Source organism: Hydrogenophaga sp., from assembly GCF_051858985.1.
In the GTDB taxonomy this organism is placed as follows: Bacteria; Pseudomonadota; Gammaproteobacteria; order Burkholderiales; family Burkholderiaceae_C; genus Hydrogenophaga.
In genome coordinates, this window is record NZ_JBHYGM010000005.1 from 43,365 (window position 1) to 62,161 (window position 18,797).

Below are 18,797 nucleotides of genomic sequence, written 5' to 3' on the forward strand. Positions count from 1 at the left end.
TCTCCTGCTGCCGGAATGGGGTTGGAACGGGACGATTCTGCCCCTCGAAGCGGGCGCCGGGCGCCCTGGGAATTACGGATAGTGAAATCAGTTAACCTATCCGTAAGCGGCAGATTCTAAGGCATCGGAACCTGACGACTGCCCCACCGTCCAACCCTCGTGCTCAACGTCTTCATGCCCGCTGAACCCATCGATTCCCCGATTGCCGACGCGCTCCCCTCCGACGCGGAGCCGTTGCGCGCGGGCATCCAGTCGGTGGAGGTGGGGTTCGAGTTGCTGAACGCCCTGTCCGAAGCGCCGGGCGCGCTGATGCTCCGGGATCTGGCCGCAGCCGCCGGCATGAGCGCGGCCAAGGCGCACCGCTACCTCGTGAGCTTCCAGCGCATGGGGCTGGTGATCCAGGATCCCCTGAGCACCCGCTACGACCTCGGCCCGGCCGCGCTTCGCCTGGGCTTGGCCAGCCTGGCGCGCATTGACGCCGTGCGGCTCGCGCGCGAACGCATCGACGCGCTGCTGGCCGAAACCGGCCACACCCTGGCCATCGCGGTCTGGGGCAACCAGGGGCCCACCATGGTGCACTGGGTGGAGGCACCCCAGTCGGTGCCGGTGACGCTGCGACTGGGCGACGTGATGCCACTGCTCACTTCGGCCACAGGTCGCTGTTTTGCTGCCTTCATGCGGCACCAGGAGCGGGATGCCCGGCGCATCGAGCCCATGGTGCAGGAGGAGTTGGCGCACTTGAAGAACCTTCCGCGCAGTGGCCTTCCGCTGGTGGACGTGCCCCGAAATCCGGCCGAAGTGCAAGCTGTGCTGGAAGAAACCCGACAGCGCGGCCTGGCGCGCGTGGTGCACAGCCTGCTGCCCGGCGTGGGCGGGTTCTGTGCGCCGGTGTTCGACGCCCAAGGCCGGCTGGCGCTCGGCCTGGTCGTGCTCGGCTCGGTGGCCACGCTGGACACCGACTGGGACGGTCCACCCGCCGCCGCGCTGCTGCGATGCGCACGCCAGCTCAGCAGCGACCTGGGCCATGCCTGAGTTGACCGAGACGCGCACCCAGCGCGCCGGCGCACCGCGCTGGCCGACGCTGGTCTTGCTTGGCGCGGGGGTGCTGGCCTTGCACCTGCTGCTGCTCACCGGCGGACTGCCGGACTTCATCACGCCCGCTCCCACCAGCACGGCCGCGTTGGCGAGCGCCCAGCCGACCCTGGATGAAACCCCAAAGGCTTCCGAAGCCGGCGCGCGGAACGCACCGGTGCGCATCAGCACGGTGCGCTGGATCGTTCCGGCACCGGCCACCGCGCCCGCAACCACTGCCGTACCCGAACGCGAAGTGGCCGCGCCGAAACCGCCCAGGGTGCCTGTGAAGGTCGCTGCGCGGCCCGCCACACCGGTTCCCGAAGCACCTCCAGCGCCGGTGGCCATCGCGCCACCACCGCCCGTGGATGAGCCCGCCGCGGAGCCCGACGTGCCGGACGCGACCGTGCTGGCCCAGGCCGACACGCCGGACACCGCGCAGCCCGCGCCGCTGCCCCCGCCGGCGACCGCCACGCCCGCCAGCCCGGCGCTGCCGCCCGCCCAGCTGCCCGCCAGCACGCGGTTGCAATACGTGGTGTCAGGACAAGCCAAGGGCTTTCACTACAACGCCACCGGCACGCTCGACTGGGAACTCGCGGGCGACCGCTACAGCGCACGCATGGAAATGCGCATGCCGCTGCTGGGAAGCCGCGCGCAGACCAGCAGCGGCGGCGTCGGCCCCGAAGGCCTGATGCCCGAGCGATTCGCCGACAAGGGCCGCAGCGAGCGCGCCGCCCATTTCGAGCGTGAGCACCAGCGCATCCGCTTCAGCGCCAACACGCCCGAGGCCGAGCTGCTGCCCGGTGCGCAGGACCGCCTCAGCCTGTTCCTGCAACTGGCCGGCCTGTTGCAGGCGCGACCCCAGGCCTATGCCACTGGCCAGGTCATCGACATGCAGGTGGCCGGCACCGGCGATGCGGAGATCTGGCGCTTCGAGGTCGGCGAGGAAAGCACCCTGGCCCTGCCTGCCGGTGAACTGCGTGTGCGCCACCTGGTGAGGCAGCCGCGCAAGGAGTTCGACAGCACCGTGGAGATGTGGCTCGCCCCCGAACTCAGCCACCTGCCGGTTCGCTTGAAGGTGACGCAGGCCAATGGCGACCTGGCGGACCAGCAACTGAGCCAGAAGCCCTGATGCGCAGAAAAAATGTGCTCAAAACGACACATAACTTGAAGTTGGCATGAACGTTGCCATGTAAAGAGCCTCTGACCTACATGCCCGGCGGTTTTTTGCCGATATAAGGGCATCAGGAACGCAGGTTTTTCAACTCAAGGATATTTCAGTCATGCACATGCTTTACGACTCGGATGCCTTCGCTGTGGTCCACATCCTCGCCAATGCACCGGCAGAGGGTGACAACGAGGTGCCCCAGGGCCCCCAAATGCCCCGTCACGGTTTCGAGATCGTGGACAAGCGCTCGGGCAAGGAGGTCTACCTCGACGGCTCCTGGGCAGAAATGTTCCAGCTTCAGATCACCGCCTGGCAGAACAGCACCCCTTCTCAGGAAGAGGTGGAAGACACGCTGGAAGGTTATGCCACGCTGGCACAGATGCCCGTGGTGATGCACTGAACCGGTCCCCCTCGCGCCGCGCCTTCGGCGCGTCACCCCCAGGGGGCAACGCCTGCGGACTGGCGGACCCAGATCCGCGGCGCTCTCGAATGACTTCCCCCTCGCTCTTCCGCCCGGCACTTGCCGGGCTTTTCATTTCCCGGCGTACTTCCAGCGGTAGACCGGTTCGGCCAGGATGAGCACGGCCACCAGACGACAGACCTGGAACGCGGTGACCACGGGCACACCGAGCTGCAACACCTTGGCCGTGATGGCCATTTCGGCGATGCCGCCCGGGGCGGTCCCCAGCACCAACGTGGCCGAGTGCAGCCCGGTGACGGCGGCCAGCACCCAGGCGAAGCCGGCGCACAGCCCCATCATGACCACCGTGGCGAACGCCACCGACGCCAGCCAGCGAGGCGCTGTGTGCACGAACGCCGGCGTGAAGCGCACGCCCAGGCTCACGCCGATGACCAGTTGGGCGGCGTTGGACCAGGTTTGCGGAATCGCCGAGAACGTGAAGCCGCACAGCGTCACCACCATGGTGATGACAAGCGCCCCCATGAACCAGGGGTTGGCGCGACCGAGACGCTGCATGAGCAGGGCGCCGGCCAAAGTCATCAGGGTCAGGACCGCCAGGCCCGCGGGTTGCACCTCGCGAATGCCCGGCGGCACGGCGTCCAGGCCGCTCAGGCCCCAGAACTGCATGGCGAAAGGGATCGTCAGGGTGACCATCAGCACGCGCAGGCTGTGCGAAGCCGCCACCAGGTCGGTGCGTGCGCCCTGGCGCTCGGCGATCAGCGTCATCTCGGAAGCACCACCGATGGCACCGGCGAAGTAGGTGGTGCTGCGCAACTGCGCCGGCGACAGCGCGGCCAGGTGCCCCGCGTGCCAGCGGGCCAGGCAGGTACCGAAGGTCAGGCCCAGCAGCAGCGCCCAGGCAATGCCCAGGCCGATGGCCCACCAGAGGCCGGCCACCAGCGCGCCCACCTCGGGCGTGAAATACAGGCCGAGTGCAGCGCCGATCACCCACTGGCCTGCGTTGCGCAACGGCGTCCAGCTTTCGGTGGGCGCGCCCAGCATGGAGACCAGCGAGGTCGCCAGCAGCGGACCGATCATCCAGGGGATGGGCGTGTTCAGCCAGCGGCACAGCCAGGCGGCAGCCAGCGCAAGCAACAGGGTGAAGAGGACGCGCGGCCAGGAACCCGGGCCGAAGGCGGACAGGAAAAGCACGCGGGGAAAGAGCGAGGGCGCCGCCGGGGGCGACAGAGCCCGTAGTATCCCTGCATGAACTGTCGATCCGCTGTCCTGTTTGCGCTCACCGTTTCGCTGCTGGGCGCCTGTGCCAGCGCCCCGCCTGCTTCCGTGCCGGCGCTGCTCGATCGCCTGCTGCCCACGCAGGCCCTGCTGATCGGCGAGCAGCACGACGCCGCAGAACACCAGGCGCTGCAGCGCGACGTGGTGCTGGCGCTGGCCGCGCGCGGCCGGCTCGGCGCGCTGGTGATGGAAATGGCCGACCAGGGGCGCAGCACATCGGGTCTGGCCGCCGATGCCAGCGAAGACAGCGTGCGCGAATCGCTGGGCTGGAAGCCCGAGGGCGGCTGGCCCTGGGCCACCTACGGCCCGGTGGTGATGGCCGCCGTGCGTTCAGGTGCGCCGGTGCTGGGTGGCAACCTGCCGCGAGGCCGCATGCGCGAGGCCATGGGAGATGCCGCGCTGGACGGCGCGATCGGCGACGGCGCACTCCAGCGGCAACGCGAGGCGATTCGCGAAGGCCATTGCGGCCTGCTGCCCGAGAGCCAGATCGCACCCATGGCGCGCATCCAGTTGGCGCGCGACCGTGCCATGGCGGAGACGCTGGTGGGCGCGGCGCGCCGGGCCGGGCCGGGAAAGACCGTGGTGCTGGTGGCCGGCAACGGCCACGTGCGCCGCGACCTTGGCGTGCCGCTGTACCTGCCGGCCACGCTGAGCCACCGGGTGGTGATGGCGCAGGCAGGTGCGGCGAAAGATGAAGGCCGGCCCTCCGATGCCGTGTGGCGCACGCCCGCCACGCCGCCGCGGGACCACTGTGCCGAACTGAAGCAACGGATGGCGCCCCGCTGAATCGCCGTCAGGCCACGCGCTTGATCGCGTCGGCCAGCGTGCCGACCATCGTTTCGATTTGAGACCGTTCCACGATGAAGGGCGGCGCGAACACCAGGTTGTCGCCCGCGTTGCGCACCAGCACGCCGCGGTGGTAGCAGTCCACGAACACGTCGAAAGCCCGCTTGCCCGGCGACCCCGCCAGGGGCGCCAGCTCCACCGCAGCGGCCAGGCCGTAGCTGCGGATGCCGATCACATTGGGCAGGCCCTTGAGCGCACTGTGCATGGCGTCGCCCAGCACCGGGCCCATCTCGCCAGCGCGCTCGAACAGCTTCTCTTCGCGGAACAGGTCGAGCGTGGCGATGGCCGCTGCGCACGACACCGGATGGCCCGAGTAGGTGTAGCCGTGGAAGAACTCGATGGCGTGGTCCGGCGCGCTGCCGTGCGCGCCCATCATCGCGTTGTAGATGCGGTCTGTGCAGACCACGCCACCCAGCGGAATGACGCCATTGGTCACGGCCTTGGCGAAGTTCAGCATGTCGGGCTGCACGCCGTAGTGGTCGGACGCGAACGCGGTGCCCAGGCGGCCAAAACCGGTGATGACCTCGTCGAAGATCAGCAGGATGCCGTGCTTGTCGCAGATCTCGCGCAGCCGTTTCAGGTAACCCTGCGGCGGCACGTACCAGCCTGCGCTGCCGGCCACCGGTTCCACGATCACGGCCGCCACGTTGCTCGGGTCGTGCAGGGGAAGGATGCGGTTCTCCAGCTCGAGCAGCAGGTCCTCGTCCCAGACCGGCTCGGTGTTGTGCACGTAGGCGTGCTTCACCGGATCGTGGATGAAACGCAGGTGGTCCACGCGAGGCAGCAGGCTGGTGCCGTAGACCTTGCGGTTGGCGGGAATGCCACCGACGCTCATGCCGCCGAAGCCCACGCCGTGGTAGCCGCGCTCGCGGCCGATGAAGATGTTGCGGTGGCCTTCGCCGCGCGCGCGGTGGTAGGCCAGCGCCACCTTCATCGAGGTGTCCGCCGCTTCGGAACCCGAGTTGCAGAACAGCACCTTGTTCAGGTCGCCCGGCGCCATGGCCGCGATCATTTCGGCCGCGCGGAAGGCCTTGTCGTTGCTGACGCTGAAGGCAGTGGCGTAATCCAGCGTGTCGAGCTGCTTCTTGATGGCCTCGTTGATGGGCTTGCGGTTGTGGCCGGCGCCCACGCACCACAGGCTGGAGATGCCGTCGATCACCTGCCGGCCGTCGTGTGTGGTGAAGTGCATGCCTTCGGCGGCCACGAAGATGCGCGGGTCTTTCTGGAACGCGCGGTTGGGGGTGAAGGGCAACCACTGGTTGTCCATGCGAAGCTCGTTGTAGGCCATGGCGGAGTCTCCTCAAACAAAAGTGTTCAACGCCCGGATTGTGTCACTGGCCAGGAGCTTTCATGGCGCCACTGCCGCGCTGAAAGGCAGGCCCACCGGGCGCTGCTGCGACAATGCGCGGGCCATGCAACACACCTACGTCCTCACCTTGTCCTGCCCGGACCGTCCCGGCATCGTGCACGCGGTCTCCGGCTTCCTGTTCGAGCACGGCGGCAACATCGAAGAGGCCGCGCAGTACAACGACCACGACACCGGCCTGTTCTTCATGCGCGTGCAGTTCGCCTGTGCGCAGCTCACACAGGACGATCTTCGCGTGCACCTGCGTGTGTTCGCCGACACCTTCGCCATGCAATGGAGCCTGCATCCGCTGGCCGAGCCCGTGCGCACGGTGATCTTCGTGAGCAAGGAAGGCCACTGCCTCAACGACCTGCTGTTCCGCTGGAAAAGCGGCCTGCTGCCGCTGGACATCCGCGCCATCGTGAGCAACCACCGCGACTTCTACCAGCTCGCGGCGAGCTACAACGTGCCGTTCCATCACATCCCCGTGACCGCGGCCACGCGCGCGCAGGCCGAGGCGAAGCAGCTGGAGATCATCCGCGGCGAAGGCGCCGAGCTGGTGGTGCTGGCGCGCTACATGCAGATCCTGAGCAACGAGCTGTGCGGCGAACTCTCCGGCAAGGCCATCAACATCCACCACAGCTTCCTGCCCAGCTTCAAGGGCGCCAAGCCCTACTACCAGGCGCACGACCGGGGCGTGAAGCTGATCGGCGCCACCGCCCACTACGTCACGGCCGATCTGGACGAAGGTCCGATCATCGAGCAGGACGTGGCGCGCGTGGACCACACCGACACCGTGGAAGACCTCACTTCCCTGGGCCGGGACACCGAGAGCCAGGTGCTGGCACGCGCGGTGAAGTGGCACAGCGAGCACCGGGTATTGCTCAACGGCCACAAGACCGTGGTGTTCAAGTGAACCCAGCCCCCACGCTCCGCCGCTGCGCGGGTCGCTGCCCCCCAAGGGGGCTGAGCCGCCTTGGGAGCGGCCCGGCGGCGGCTCTTCCATGACCCTTCGCATTCCGCCGATCCAGTGCCTCCTCACCTTCGAGGCGCTGGCGCGGTTGCGCAGCGTCACGCAGACGGGGGAAGAGCTCAACGTCACGCCCAGTGCGGTCAGCCACCGCGTGCGCCAGCTCGAGCAGATCCTGGGCACCAAGCTGTTTGGCCGGGCCGACTTCTCGCTCACCACCGAGGGCAGCGAATACCTGGCGCATGTGCGCGAAGGCCTGGCCTCGCTGCAACGCTTTCCGAGTCAGGCCGCCGCCCCGGGCCGGCGCAAGCTGCGGGTGGCGGTCACGCCGACGTTCGCCCGCTCCATCCTGCTGCCGCGGCTCAAGCAGTTCATTGACAGCTACCCCGAGATCGACCTCACGCTGCAGGTCAGCATCCCGCTGCTCGACGTGGTGGCGGAGGACGCGGACCTGACGGTGCGCTTTGGCACCGGCCGCTATGCGGACGTGGAGCATGTCTGCCTGATGAAGGATGACGTCACGCCGCTGGCCGCCCCGTCGTTTGCGCGTGAGCACGGTCCCTTCGATTCGGCGCGCGACCTGGAAGGCCTGCCGCTGCTGCGCAGCCCGCTGGAGCCCTGGCGAACCTGGTTCGCGGCACACGACCTGGACTGGCCTGAGCCCACCGAGGGTTCGCAGTTCAACGACATCGGCCTCATGTGCGATGCGGCCGCCGCCGGCATGGGGGTGGCCCTGGTCCGGCTGAAACTGGCGGCGCCGTGGCTGGAACACGGCACGCTGGTGCCGCTGTACGAGCGCCGCGTGCCCAGCCCTCACGCCCACCACCTGTGCTGGCGCACCGGCACCATGGAGCGCTGGGAGTGCGCGGCCTTTGCCGAGTGGCTGCGCCACAGCGTGACCTAAATCCCCTTGCCGGGGGCGCGGGCTACACCAATGCGTAACATGGTGTTACATTCTCCTCGCTCGATACCGAGGGGAGCTGAACATGTGTCGAAGTTTTCGATGGCTGCTGCTGGCAGCGGTGGTGGTGTTGACCGGTTGTGCCGCCACAGGCCCGCGCTACGCCGAAGTCGAGTCGAATTTTCCCAGCCTGCGGCCCGGCTACGGCCGCGTGCTGGTGTACCGCCCGGCCGGCATGGGTGCGGCGGTCCAGCCCGAGGTGAGGCTCAACGGCGAGCTGATCGGCAAGGCCCAGCCTGAGGGCTTCTTCTTTGTCGACCGAGCCGCTGGCCGCTACACGCTCACCGTAGCCACCGAGGTGCGGGCCACCGCGGATCTGGAGCTCGCCGATGGCGCCACGGTTTTCGTCCAGGTCGGTATTTCCATGGGCCTGTTCGTGGGTCAGCCGCGGCTGACGGTCCAGAGCCCCGCCACGGCCATGCCCCAACTCGCCGCCCTGGCCTACACAGGGTCGGTGCCCCTGGTCGCCGGGCAGGCACGCGGTCGACAGGCCGACGCCGCGCTGCCCACAGGTCCCGCGCCAGGACGCGCAGCTCCGCCCGGCCAGGTGACGCTGGACGATCTGAGCGGGCTGCTGCCCACGCGCTGAAAGGAAAGCACCATGTCCCGCTGTTCCCTGCTGGTCTCCAGCCTCTGGCTGGCTTGCGCCACCTCAGTGGCCCAGGCCCAGCCTTCCACCCCCCTGGCGCCCGAGGTGCTGTTCGAGCGCGTGGCCCCCAGCGTCTGGGTGGTGAATGCGCACGACGACACCGACCGGCTCATGGCCAAAGGCAGTGCGGTGGTGATCGGCGCGGGCTCGCTCATCACCAACTGCCACGTGCTGGCAAGGGCGAAGCGGGTCACGGTCTCACGAGAGAACGTCACGTACGGCGCCACGCTCGAGCACCCCGACACCGAGCGCGACCTGTGCCAGCTCAAGGTGGCGAACTTCACGGCACCGGCTGTCACGATGGCGCCCGCAGAAAGCCTGCGTGTGGGTTCGCGGGTCTACGCCATCGGCAACCCGCGCGGCCTGGAAACCACCATCAGCGACGGCCTGCTCTCGGGCATCCGCCGCAGTGACACCAACGACTTCGTCGCCCTGCAGATCACCGTGCCGATCTCGGCGGGTTCCAGTGGTGGCGGCCTCTTCGATGCGCAAGGCCGTCTGATCGGCATCACCACGTACTACATCAAGGAAGGCCAGAACCTGAACTTTGCGCTGCCCGCCACGTGGATCGCCGAGGTGCCTGGACGCGCGCAGGCCGCGCTCGCGGCCCGCAAGGATCGCCAGAAGGCCACCAGCCTGGCCCAGGCGACCGCCGCCGCCGCAGCGCCCACCGGCGACCGCGTGTTCGAGTACAAGCTGCGCGACCGCCTGACCGGCAACACGCAGACGGTGGTCTACAAACTCGACCGCACCGAAGGCGACACCCGCATCTTCAACCAGGGCAGCCGCGTGGAACGCGCCAACGGCGAGGTGATCACACGCGGTCAGGCCATCGGCGGCGAGTACGACTTCGCCATGCCACCGGGCGGATGGATCACCAAGGTGCCCGAGCGGGGCGCCACCTGGCAACTGGACTACAAGATCCCGTCGACCGACAAGCACGTCACCATGAAGCTGACGGCGCAGGCGGCGGAAGAATCCACCCTGCGCCTGGGCGACCGCGAGCTGGCAATTGTGCGGGTGACCTTCAGGGGGCACACCCAGCGCGACCTCAGCGCGCTGGGGTATTCATCGGGCACTTACGAGGCCAACGCCTGGTACGCGCCCGAGATCGGGCGGGTGGTGCGTTTTGACGCACGCACCCGCGGCGGATTTGGCCTGTCCGCGTTCTATGTGGATGAAGTGTTCGAACTCACCAGCATCCGCCCGGAGTGAACCGCTTCACTCGATGGTCAGGCGCTGGCTGGTCGAGGCCGCCTTCTTGGGCAGCGTGAGCTGCAGCACCCCGTTCTCGTACTTCGCGCGAGAGGCCGCGTTGTCGATGTCCTGCGGCAACTGGAAACTGCGGCTCACGGCTCCGTAGAAGCGTTCGCTGCGCAGCACCTTGGACCCGTCCGTCTGCCGGTCCTGCTGCCTGACTTCGGCGCGCAGCGTGACGATGCCACCGTCGACGGTGACCTGGATGTCTTCGCGCGCCACGCCCGGGACTTCGGCCTCCACGGCATAGGCTTCAGGCGTTTCCTTCACATCGATCCGGATCTGCGTGGGCAGGGCATCGCCGTGCAGGGGTTTGACGTAGAAACCGGGGCCGACATCGCGAAAGAAATCGTCGAGAAGACCGCGGCGTGCAATCAGGCTGTTCATGGCAAGACTCCTTGAAATGGGGTTGGATGCCGTCGGGCGCGGGCTGCGCCTGGCATGGACAGAAACTGATGTCGGGTGCACCGGATTTCAAGAGCCCGGCCGTCGTCGCCATTCACGCAACCGTGGAAGTTTCTTCAACCCGTGCAGCCACCACTGGCATAAACTGGCCCGAGCCTTTCACCTCCCGCCGCCATGAACGCACCGACCCACACCCCCGAGATCAGCCATGTGCAGCGTGCAGCACGCCAGGCGGAGGTCGTGCGCGCGCTGCAGGCGGTGCTGCCGGCGCACGCGCTGCTCTGGCAGGCCGAAGACACCGTGCCCTATGAATGCGATGGCCTCACCGCCTACCGCGCCCGCCCACTGGTGGTGGCGCTGCCGGAGACGGAGACCCAGGTGGCCGCGGTGCTCAAGGCTTGCCACCGGCTGGACGTGCCCGTGGTGGCGCGCGGCGCGGGCACCGGCCTCTCGGGTGGCGCGATGCCGCACACGCAAGGTGTGACGCTCTCGCTGGCCAAGTTCAACCGCATCGTGCACATCGATGCGCGTTCGCGCACGGCCGTGGTGCAGGCCGGCGTGCGCAACCTGGCCATTTCGGAAGCGGCTGCGCCGCATGGCCTGTACTACGCTCCCGACCCCAGCAGCCAGATCGCCTGCACCATCGGCGGCAACGTGGCCGAGAACTCCGGCGGCGTGCACTGCCTGAAGTACGGCCTGACGCTCCACAACGTGCTGTCGGTGCGCGGTTTCACGGTCGAAGGTGAGCCCGTCACCTTTGGCGGCGAAGCACTCGACGGACCGGGGCTCGACCTGTTGCCGCTGGTGATCGGCAGCGAGGGCATGCTGGCCGTGACCACGGAGGTCACCGTCCGGCTGGTGCCCCGGCCGCTGCTGGCGCGCTGCATCATGGCCAGCTTCGACGACATCCGCAAGGCCGGCGACGCCGTGGCCTCGGTGATCGCCGCCGGCATCATCCCTGCCGGGCTGGAGATGATGGACAAGCCCATGACCGCTGCGGTGGAGGATTTCGTGCACGCCGGCTACGACCTGACGGCCGAGGCCATCCTGCTGTGCGAGAGCGATGGCACACCCGAAGAGGTGGAAGAAGAAATCGGACGCATGAGCGCGGTGTTGCGCGGCTGCGGCGCCACCGCCATCGCCGTGAGCCGCGACGAGGCCGAGCGGCTGCGTTTCTGGAGCGGGCGCAAGAACGCGTTTCCCGCCAGCGGTCGCATCAGTCCCGACTACATGTGCATGGACTCGACCATCCCGCGCAAGCGGCTGGCCGACATCCTGCTGGCGATTGCCGCGATGGAGAAGAAATACGGGCTGCGCTGTGCCAACGTGTTCCACGCGGGCGACGGCAACCTGCATCCCCTGATCCTGTTCGATGCCAACGACGCCGACCAGCTTCGCCGCTGTGAACTGTTTGGCGCCGACATCCTGGAAACCAGTGTGGCCATGGGCGGAACCGTGACAGGCGAGCACGGCGTGGGTGTGGAAAAACTCAACAGCATGTGCGTTCAGTTCTCTGCCGAAGAGAACGCGCAGATGTTTGCGGTGAAGCGCGCGTTTGATACCAAAGGGCTACTGAACCCGGGCAAGGTCATTCCCACGCTGCAACGTTGTGCTGAATACGGTCGCATGCTGGTGCGCGCAGGCGCGATTTCCCATCCGGAACTGCCGCGTTTCTGACTGTCAAATATCACGCTTGACAAATAGCCCCCTGGAGTACAGTTGCGCTCAATGAGCGCGCTCCTTCCCTCGCAAGACCGACGTCTTGACACGCACCGGCCTGACAGAGCGGCTCAGGAGCGTGAGCGTGCCCTGTTGCTCGAACTCGAGACGCTGCGCGCGGAGAACGAACACCTTCGCCGCAGCTACGCGCAAGTGCTCAGCGGCCAGGGCTCGACGCGCGATCACGTGGTGCACGGTCTGCACGCGCCGCTGCCACTGGCGCTGGAGTCCGCACTCGACGAGCCCGCCGAACAGAACCCGCAGAACGCGCAGCTCGAATACGAAGCGCTGTTCGCGGCCCTGGCCAGCGTGTTTCCCATCGGCGTGTTCCGCACCGACCACGCCGGCGTGCTCACCCATGTGGACGAGCAACTGCAGACCATCTTTGGCCTCGAACGCCGCGACTTTCCCAACTTCGGCTGGCTCAGCCGCGTGCACCCGGACGACCTGGAGCGGGTGCAGCAACACTGGGTGCAGGCGGTCTCGCGCGGCGATGGCCTGAGCGTGGAATTCCGCCTGGTGCGACCGGGCAACGATGTGATTCATGTGCTGGTGCGCAACGCGCCGCTGCGCGACGCCAGCGGCGCGCTCACCAGCCAGCTCGGCTTCGTGCAGGACATCACCCCCATGCGCACGCTCGAGGCCGACGCGCGCATCAAGGACGAACTCAACCGTCAGATCATTGCCAGCAGCCCGGACTGCACCAAGGTCCTCGACCTGCAGGGCCGCGTGGTGCAGATGACAGCGCAGGGCTGCCGGCTGGTGGAGGTCGACGATTTCGACCAGGTCCGGCTGAGCGACTGGTCCACCTGGTGGCCGGAGGACGGAGCGCTGCTCGCCAGGGAGGCGGTGGACGGTGCGCGCGAAGGCAAGAGCGCCCGCTTCGTGGCCTACGGCACCACGTTCAAGGGCACGCCCAAGTGGTGGGACACGATGGTCACGCCCATTTGCGATGCACAGGGCCGCGCGGTCATGCTGCTGGCGGTGTCGCGCGACATCACCTCGCTGCACGAGCAGCAGGAAGAGATCCAGCGCTTCAACACGGTGCTGGAGCAGCGCGTGCGCGAGCGAACCGACGAACTCGCCGAAGCCAAGGAACGCATTGCGCTGGCGTTGCGCGACGCGCAGACGATCTACAACCAGGCGCCCTGCGGCTACCACTCGGTCGATGCCAAGGGCGTGTTCGTGCTGATGAACCGCACCGAACTCGACTGGCTGGGCTACGAGCGCGAAGACGTGGTGGGCCGGCTGAGCTTTCGCGACGTCTTCAACACGAGCGACATCGATGCATCGGAGGATCGGCTGCAGCGGCTCATGCGCGACGGCAAGCTCGAACCGATCGAAGTGACCATGCGCCGTCGCGACGGCACCACCTTCCTGGCGCTGCTCAACAGCACCGCCGTGTTCGACCGCCAGGGCCAGTTCATCCGCAGCAACAGCACGGTGATCGACATCACCGCACGCAAGGCTGCCGAGAACGCGCTCGCCGCGCAGCGCAATTTCCTGCAGGCCATCACCAACAGCGTGCCGGTGCAGCTGGCCTTCTTCGATCGCGACCTGATCTGCCGTTTCGCCAATGCCAGCTACGCCCGCTGGGTCGACGGCGACATCGACAGGCTGGTGGACCGGCATCTGCGCGAGATTGCGCGTCCGCAGGACTTCGAGTCCGCACAGGCGCACCTGAAGGCGGCCCTGGGAGGCACGATCCAGCGCTTCGAAGGCGAGCGCGCGTTCCCCGATGGTCACCGCTTCTACGCCAGCATCGAGTACACACCCTACTGGCAGGACGGCCAGGTGCAGGGCATCATCATCCAGATGATCGACATCTCGGAGCGCAAGGCGTCCGAGGACCGCGTCAACCAGGCCAACCTCCAGCTCAACGAAGCCCTGCTGCAGTCGCGTGCGCTGTACAACCACGCGCCTTGCGGGTACCACTCGCTCGACGTCAACGGCCACTTCGTCTCGGTCAACGACACCGAGCTCGAATGGCTCGGGTATTCGCGCGAAGAAGTCGTGGGCCGGATGAATTTCCGCGACATCATGATGCCGGAGCACACTGCGTTGCTCGACAACCGGATGCAGAAGATCCTGCAGGACGATGCGCTGGACGCGGCGGAGTACGAATTGCGCCGTCGCGACGGCAGCACCTTCCACGCCCTGCTGTCGTCGTCGGCCGTGCGCGATGCCCAGGGCCGCTTCCTGCGCAGCAACACCACGGTGGTGGACATCACACGGCGCAAGGCCGCCGAGACCGCCCTGCGGGACAGCCAGCGGTTCCTGCAGACCATCACCGACCACGTGCCGGGCCTGATCGCCTATGTCGACGACGGGCTGGTGTTCCGGTTCGCCAACGCCGAGCACCTGCGTGTCTATGGCATGGATCCCCAGCACATCGTCGGACGCCACGTCAGTGAATGCATCAGGCCCGAGGTCTGGGCCGAAACCCGGCCCCGCATGCAGGCCGCGCTCACCGGTCAGCCGCAGCACTTCGAAACCTGGCGGCCCACCGCGGACGGGGGCGAAATCTTCGTGAGCGTGAACTACCTGCCCGACAGCAACGAAGGCCGGATCAAGGGCCTGTTCGTGCAGATCATCGACATCACCGAACGCAAGCGCATCGAGGAGCGCGTGATCCACCTCAACGAGGAGCTGGAGCAGCGCATCAGCGAGCGTTCGGCCGAACTGCTGGAGAGCGAGCAGCGGTTCCGTCTGATGGTGGACAACCTGCGCGATTACTGCATCTTCTTCATGGACGCCGAAGGCATCATCACCGACTGGACCGACAGTGCCCAGCGCATGGACGGCTACTCGCCGACCCAGATGGTGGGCCGGCACTACGGTGTGCTGTTCGACCCCGTGAACCCCGAGCACGGCAAGGTCAGCGCCAACCAGATGCTGCGGCTGGCGGCCTCGCGCGGGCAGCACGAACTTCACAACTGGCACGCCCGCAAAGACGGCTCGCAGTACTGGTCCCACTCGGTGCTGATCGCGTTGCGCGACGACGGCGGCGAGTTGCGCGGTTTCGCCAAGATCAACCGCGACATGACCGACGCGAAGCGGCTCGACGACCTGATGCGCAACATCAACGACGAACTGGAAAACCGGGTCGTGGAACGCACCGAGCAATTGCTGGCGGCCAACAAGGACCTGGAATCGTTCTCGTACTCGGTCTCGCACGACCTGCGTTCGCCGCTGCGCCACATCTCCAGTTTCGTGAGCCTGCTGGAAGAACACCTGGGCGGCCAGTGCGACGAGGTGAGCGCCCGCTACCTCAGCACGATCGGCAATTCGGCACGCCACATGAGCCAGCTCATCGACGGCCTGCTGGCGTTTTCCCGCCTGGGCCGCTCGGCCGTGAACCTGACGCCGGTGGACTTCACGCTGCTGGTGGACGCGGTGGTGGGCCAGCTCGGTCACGACACCGAGGGCCGGGTGGTGGACTGGGTGGTCTCACCCGACCTGCCGGTGGTGCAGGGCGATGCACTCCTGCTGCGCGAAGTCTGGGCGAACCTGCTGGGCAACGCCTACAAATACACCCGTCCGCGCGAGCGAACGCGCATCGAAGTGGGCTGGAGCGTGGATCCCGTGGTCGGCTACACCTTCTTTGTCCGTGACAACGGTGTGGGTTTTGACACAAAATACGCCCAGAAACTGTTTGGCGTTTTCCAGCGCCTGCACCGGGCCTCGGAATTCGAGGGCACTGGCATAGGTCTTGCACTCACCCGGCGCATCATCGAGCGCCACGGGGGCAGCATCTGGGCCGAAAGCCAGCTTGGTGAAGGCAGTACTTTCTACTTCTCGCTCCCATTTGAAGGCCCTCACGGGTTCGAGTCCCCCATGGACTCCATGCCAGCCGCTCTGGAATCATGACCAAAAATGCCGATGCCATCCTGCTCGTCGAGGACAACCCCGACGATGCCGAACTGACCAAGCTGGCGCTGGCGCGCCATGGGCTCGACGGACGTGTGACGCACGTCTCCGACGGCATGCAGGCGCTGGACTATCTGCACCGACGCAACGGTTTCATGAACCGATCGGGCAGCAACCCCATGCTGGTGCTGCTGGACCTCAAGATGCCCCTGCTCGACGGCATCGGCGCGCTTCGGGAAATCAAGGGTTCGGAGAACCTGCACCACATCCCCGTGGTCGTGCTGACCTCCTCCACCGAACCCAGCGACCTGCTGCGCGCCTACGACGCCGGCACCAACGCGTACATTGCCAAGCCCACCGAGTTCTCGCAATTCCTCAGCGCCATGAAACACGTGTGCGAGTTCTGGATCAACATCAACCAGACCGCGCCGCAATTGCCGGGCGCGGGCGTGCGCACCACCGGTTTCGGCGACCTGATGTAAGGCCCGCCGGGATCACCAGGGATCGATGAAACGGGCCGCGCGCGGCTCGGCCACCCCGGCTCCCGACAAACCCCCTGCCAGCCAGACCCGCGTTTGCGCCGGGTCGATCACCGCGTCGATCTCCAGCGTGGTCGCCATCGGAACCGCGGCGCCGCTGGCGTACTGGCGCGCCAGCAGTTGTTCGAACAGCGCATCGCGCGGCGGTCCTTCGGGTTCGGCTTCCAGTTCCTTGCGGTAGCCCAGCTTCACGGCGCCCTCCAGCCCCATGGCGCCAAACTCGGCCGTGGGCCAGGCGATGGTGAACACCGGGGCGTGGAACCCCCCGGCGGTGAGGCCCATGGCACCCAGGCCGTAGCCCTTGCGCAGCACCACGCTGAAGAACGGCACCCGCAGGTTGGCCGCTACCACAAACAGGCGGCTCGCGTGCCGCACCTGTGCGCGGGCTTCGGTGTCCGGGCCCACCATGAAGCCCGGCGTGTCCACCAGGCTGACGATGGGCAGGCCATGGGCGTTGCACAGCTGCATGAAGCGCGCGGCCTTGTCGGCGGCATCCGGGTCGATGGCACCGCCCAGGTGCAGCGGGTTGCTGGCCATCAGCCCGACGGGCATGCCTTCGATGCGGGCGAGCGCGGTGTGGATGCCCACGCCAAAGCCGGTGCGCAACGCGAGCAGGCTGCCCACATCGACCAGTCCGGCCATGGCCGCGGTGCTGTCGTACACGCGCAGCCGGTTTTCAGGCACCACCTCGCGCAGCGCCAGCGCATCGGGCGCGGTCCAACCGGCCTGCCTGCCCTGGAAGAAAGACAGGTAGTGGCGCGCGGCGGTCACGGCCTGCGCTTCGTCGTCCACCAGCACATCGATCACCCCGTTGGCTTGCTGCACCTCGCTGGGGCCGATCTGTTCGGGCTTGAAGCGCCCCAGGCCGCCGCCTTCGACCATGGCGGGGCCACCCATGCCGATGTTGCTGCCGCGCGTGGCGATCACCACGTCGCTGCAACCCAGCAGCGCAGCGTTGCCGGCGAAGCAGCGCCCACTGGCGATTCCCACCACCGGCACCTGGCCGCTCAGGCGCGCAAAAGCGGCAAAGGTGCCCACGTGCAGGCCTGCGACGATGGGCATGTCGGTATCGCCGGGCCGCCCGCCGCCACCCTCTGCGAACAGCACCACGGGGAGACGCTGGTCGAGGGCGATGCCCAGCAGACGGTCGGTCTTCTGGTGGTTGCGCATGCCCTGGGTACCCGCCAGCACGGTGGCGTCGTAGGCCATCACCACGGTGCGCTGGCCATTCACCGAACCGATGCCGGTGACCATGCCGTCGGCGGGCGTGTGGGCGATCAGGTCTTCCTCGCTGCGGCGGCTGCGCTGCGCGGCCACGGCGAGTGCGCCGTATTCGAGGAAGCTGCCCTCGTCGCACAGGTCGGCCACATTCTCCCGTGCGGTGCGTTGGCCCAGCGCATGCCGACGCGCCACTGCGTCGGGGCGCGCCGCGTCCAGCGTGAAGGCCAGACGTTCCATGAGCCGTTCAAGGTCAGCTCGCGGCGCCGTCGATGCAGCCTGCTGCGCTGCGTCGTTGTCTTTCGGCCTGGCCAGTTGTGCCGGCTCCGAGCGCAGCAGCACATCACCCACCTGAACAGCTTCACCCGCTGCGTAGACCAACTCCAGCACGCGCGCGCCGCCAGATGCACGCACCTCGTGCTCCATCTTCATCGCCTCCAGCACCACCAGCACATCGCCGGCGCGCACCACGTCCCCCGGCGCGACGAGCCATTGAACGATCTGGGCAGCAAGGGGCGAGCGCAAGGAGTCCATGCGCAGATTCTGCGCGGCCACCCGGCACGCGCAGGTCAATCAAGAGACAGGGAACGGAGGGGGAGCGAATCCAGAGACACCGAGGGTCCGGCTCTGCCGGCGCCAGGTGTCGCCAGGTGTCGCCCCCCTACAGGGGGGAGGCGCCGAAGGCGACGCGGGGGGTATCAATAAATGTCCGAGTCGGCCCACTGCGACGAGGGGCCCTCTTCCGCCGTCACCGGCATGTTCAGGTTGAGCACGAACACCACTTCGCCGCCGAATCGCCCGACGCCCAGGCTCTTCATCAGCACCTGTTCCTGCTCCGGACGCTCCATGCGCAGGAAGCAGATCGCCTGCTTGGTGCCTTCGTGCATGGCGGTCAGGATGTCCAGCCGCGTGATGCGGCCGAACTCACTGCACAACTGGTGCAGCGCGGATTTCAGGCTGGCGACATCGCTGTATTGCCTGAGTTCTGCGAGTGTGCTCACAATCAACTCCCTCCAGGTTCGGTTCGGCTGCGGCAGAAAGGATGCTTTGTCAGGGCGCGGCCAGAGCGCTGGCCAGTGCCGA

16 protein-coding genes are annotated in these 18,797 nt (G+C 67.4%); 11 read left to right on the forward strand and 5 right to left on the reverse strand.

Annotation, left to right across the window (positions count from 1 at the left end; all coding sequences use genetic code 11):
* The first annotated feature begins 174 nt into the window (after positions 1–174).
* The 3 genes from ACTIEY_RS19670 to ACTIEY_RS19680 all read left to right on the forward strand — a co-directional run bounded on the left by ACTIEY_RS19670 (position 175) and on the right by ACTIEY_RS19680 (position 2,639).
* Positions 175–1,032 carry an IclR family transcriptional regulator gene (locus ACTIEY_RS19670; RefSeq protein WP_439520845.1) on the forward strand — a complete coding sequence of 286 codons (858 nt, stop codon included), beginning with the start codon at positions 175–177 and terminating at the stop codon, positions 1,030–1,032.
* The gene (locus ACTIEY_RS19675; protein ID WP_439520846.1) at positions 1,025–2,203 is read left to right on the forward strand and encodes a DUF3108 domain-containing protein; all 1,179 of its coding nucleotides are present in this window, start codon (positions 1,025–1,027) and stop codon (positions 2,201–2,203) included. The genes ACTIEY_RS19670 and ACTIEY_RS19675 overlap by 8 nt, the downstream gene beginning before the upstream one ends.
* Positions 2,204–2,354: 151 nt before the next feature.
* Positions 2,355–2,639, forward strand: coding sequence for a BTH_I0359 family protein (locus tag ACTIEY_RS19680; RefSeq protein WP_439520847.1), 285 nt, complete (start codon positions 2,355–2,357; stop codon positions 2,637–2,639).
* Between the two features lie 132 nt (positions 2,640–2,771).
* Here the strand turns inward: ACTIEY_RS19680 and ACTIEY_RS19685 are convergent, their stop codons facing one another.
* A complete protein-coding gene (locus ACTIEY_RS19685; RefSeq protein WP_439520848.1) occupies positions 2,772–3,851 on the reverse strand; it encodes an AbrB family transcriptional regulator in 1,080 nt (359 codons plus the stop codon).
* 54 nt (positions 3,852–3,905) lie between these two features.
* On the opposite strand from ACTIEY_RS19685, the gene ACTIEY_RS19690 reads away from it, so the two are divergent.
* Positions 3,906–4,721 (forward strand): ChaN family lipoprotein, encoded by an 816-nt coding sequence (locus ACTIEY_RS19690; RefSeq protein ID WP_439520849.1) that lies wholly within the window; start codon positions 3,906–3,908, stop codon positions 4,719–4,721.
* Between the two features lie 7 nt (positions 4,722–4,728).
* Here the strand turns inward: ACTIEY_RS19690 and ACTIEY_RS19695 are convergent, their stop codons facing one another.
* Entirely contained in the window at positions 4,729–6,069 is a 1,341-nt protein-coding gene (locus tag ACTIEY_RS19695) for an aspartate aminotransferase family protein (protein ID WP_439520850.1), read from the reverse strand.
* Positions 6,070–6,193: 124 nt separating this feature from the next.
* Between ACTIEY_RS19695 and purU the strand changes: the two genes are divergently transcribed.
* The 4 genes from purU to ACTIEY_RS19715 all read left to right on the forward strand — a co-directional run bounded on the left by purU (position 6,194) and on the right by ACTIEY_RS19715 (position 9,921).
* Positions 6,194–7,042 (forward strand): formyltetrahydrofolate deformylase, encoded by an 849-nt coding sequence (purU, locus tag ACTIEY_RS19700; protein WP_439520851.1) that lies wholly within the window; start codon positions 6,194–6,196, stop codon positions 7,040–7,042.
* Positions 7,043–7,130: 88 nt separating this feature from the next.
* Entirely contained in the window at positions 7,131–8,000 is an 870-nt protein-coding gene (locus tag ACTIEY_RS19705; protein WP_439520852.1) for a LysR substrate-binding domain-containing protein, read from the forward strand.
* 82 nt (positions 8,001–8,082) lie between these two features.
* Positions 8,083–8,646: a DUF2846 domain-containing protein gene (locus ACTIEY_RS19710; protein ID WP_439520853.1), complete on the forward strand. Its 564-nt coding sequence runs from the start codon at positions 8,083–8,085 to the stop codon at positions 8,644–8,646.
* 12 nt (positions 8,647–8,658) lie between these two features.
* Complete coding sequence (locus tag ACTIEY_RS19715) at positions 8,659–9,921, forward strand: S1C family serine protease (protein ID WP_439520854.1); 1,263 nt, start codon at positions 8,659–8,661, stop codon at positions 9,919–9,921.
* A 6-nt stretch (positions 9,922–9,927) separates the two neighbouring features.
* On the opposite strand, the gene ACTIEY_RS19720 is transcribed toward ACTIEY_RS19715, so the two are convergent.
* Positions 9,928–10,350 carry an Hsp20/alpha crystallin family protein gene (locus tag ACTIEY_RS19720; RefSeq protein ID WP_439520855.1) on the reverse strand — a complete coding sequence of 141 codons (423 nt, stop codon included), beginning with the start codon at positions 10,348–10,350 and terminating at the stop codon, positions 9,928–9,930.
* A 192-nt stretch (positions 10,351–10,542) separates the two neighbouring features.
* Here ACTIEY_RS19720 and ACTIEY_RS19725 point away from each other — a divergent pair, with 192 nt between their 5' ends.
* The 3 genes from ACTIEY_RS19725 to ACTIEY_RS19735 are packed head-to-tail and all read left to right on the forward strand — an operon-like array spanning position 10,543 to position 16,439.
* Entirely contained in the window at positions 10,543–12,045 is a 1,503-nt protein-coding gene (locus tag ACTIEY_RS19725; protein ID WP_439520856.1) for an FAD-linked oxidase C-terminal domain-containing protein, read from the forward strand.
* A 51-nt stretch (positions 12,046–12,096) separates the two neighbouring features.
* A complete protein-coding gene (locus ACTIEY_RS19730; RefSeq protein ID WP_439520857.1) occupies positions 12,097–15,957 on the forward strand; it encodes a PAS domain-containing sensor histidine kinase in 3,861 nt (1,286 codons plus the stop codon).
* A complete protein-coding gene (locus tag ACTIEY_RS19735; protein ID WP_439520858.1) occupies positions 15,954–16,439 on the forward strand; it encodes a response regulator in 486 nt (161 codons plus the stop codon). The genes ACTIEY_RS19730 and ACTIEY_RS19735 overlap by 4 nt, the downstream gene beginning before the upstream one ends.
* 12 nt (positions 16,440–16,451) lie before the next feature.
* Here ACTIEY_RS19735 and ACTIEY_RS19740 read toward each other — a convergent pair whose 3' ends face one another.
* The gene (locus tag ACTIEY_RS19740; protein WP_439521001.1) at positions 16,452–18,239 is read right to left on the reverse strand and encodes a carboxyl transferase domain-containing protein; all 1,788 of its coding nucleotides are present in this window, start codon (positions 18,237–18,239) and stop codon (positions 16,452–16,454) included.
* 173 nt (positions 18,240–18,412) lie between these two features.
* Positions 18,413–18,715, reverse strand: coding sequence for an RNA-binding protein (locus tag ACTIEY_RS19745; protein ID WP_086124740.1), 303 nt, complete (start codon positions 18,713–18,715; stop codon positions 18,413–18,415).
* Positions 18,716–18,797 lie beyond the last annotated feature (82 nt).

What these genes read in the sequence shown, in the direction of transcription:
- ACTIEY_RS19710 (WP_439520853.1), top strand. Translation starts at nt 8,083, where the DNA reads ATGTGTCGAAGTTTTCGATGGCTGCTGCTGGCAGCGGTGGTGGTGTTG.
- ACTIEY_RS19715 (WP_439520854.1), top strand. Translation starts at nt 8,659, where the DNA reads ATGTCCCGCTGTTCCCTGCTGGTCTCCAGCCTCTGGCTGGCTTGCGCC.
- ACTIEY_RS19690 (WP_439520849.1), top strand. Translation starts at nt 3,906, where the DNA reads ATGAACTGTCGATCCGCTGTCCTGTTTGCGCTCACCGTTTCGCTGCTG.
- ACTIEY_RS19670 (WP_439520845.1), top strand. Translation starts at nt 175, where the DNA reads ATGCCCGCTGAACCCATCGATTCCCCGATTGCCGACGCGCTCCCCTCC.
- ACTIEY_RS19705 (WP_439520852.1), top strand. Translation starts at nt 7,131, where the DNA reads ATGACCCTTCGCATTCCGCCGATCCAGTGCCTCCTCACCTTCGAGGCG.
- ACTIEY_RS19680 (WP_439520847.1), top strand. Translation starts at nt 2,355, where the DNA reads ATGCACATGCTTTACGACTCGGATGCCTTCGCTGTGGTCCACATCCTC.
- ACTIEY_RS19695 (WP_439520850.1), bottom strand. Translation starts at nt 6,069, where the DNA reads ATGGCCTACAACGAGCTTCGCATGGACAACCAGTGGTTGCCCTTCACC.
- ACTIEY_RS19730 (WP_439520857.1), top strand. Translation starts at nt 12,097, where the DNA reads ATGAGCGCGCTCCTTCCCTCGCAAGACCGACGTCTTGACACGCACCGG.
- ACTIEY_RS19725 (WP_439520856.1), top strand. Translation starts at nt 10,543, where the DNA reads ATGAACGCACCGACCCACACCCCCGAGATCAGCCATGTGCAGCGTGCA.
- purU (WP_439520851.1), top strand. Translation starts at nt 6,194, where the DNA reads ATGCAACACACCTACGTCCTCACCTTGTCCTGCCCGGACCGTCCCGGC.
- ACTIEY_RS19720 (WP_439520855.1), bottom strand. Translation starts at nt 10,350, where the DNA reads ATGAACAGCCTGATTGCACGCCGCGGTCTTCTCGACGATTTCTTTCGC.
- ACTIEY_RS19675 (WP_439520846.1), top strand. Translation starts at nt 1,025, where the DNA reads ATGCCTGAGTTGACCGAGACGCGCACCCAGCGCGCCGGCGCACCGCGC.
- ACTIEY_RS19735 (WP_439520858.1), top strand. Translation starts at nt 15,954, where the DNA reads ATGACCAAAAATGCCGATGCCATCCTGCTCGTCGAGGACAACCCCGAC.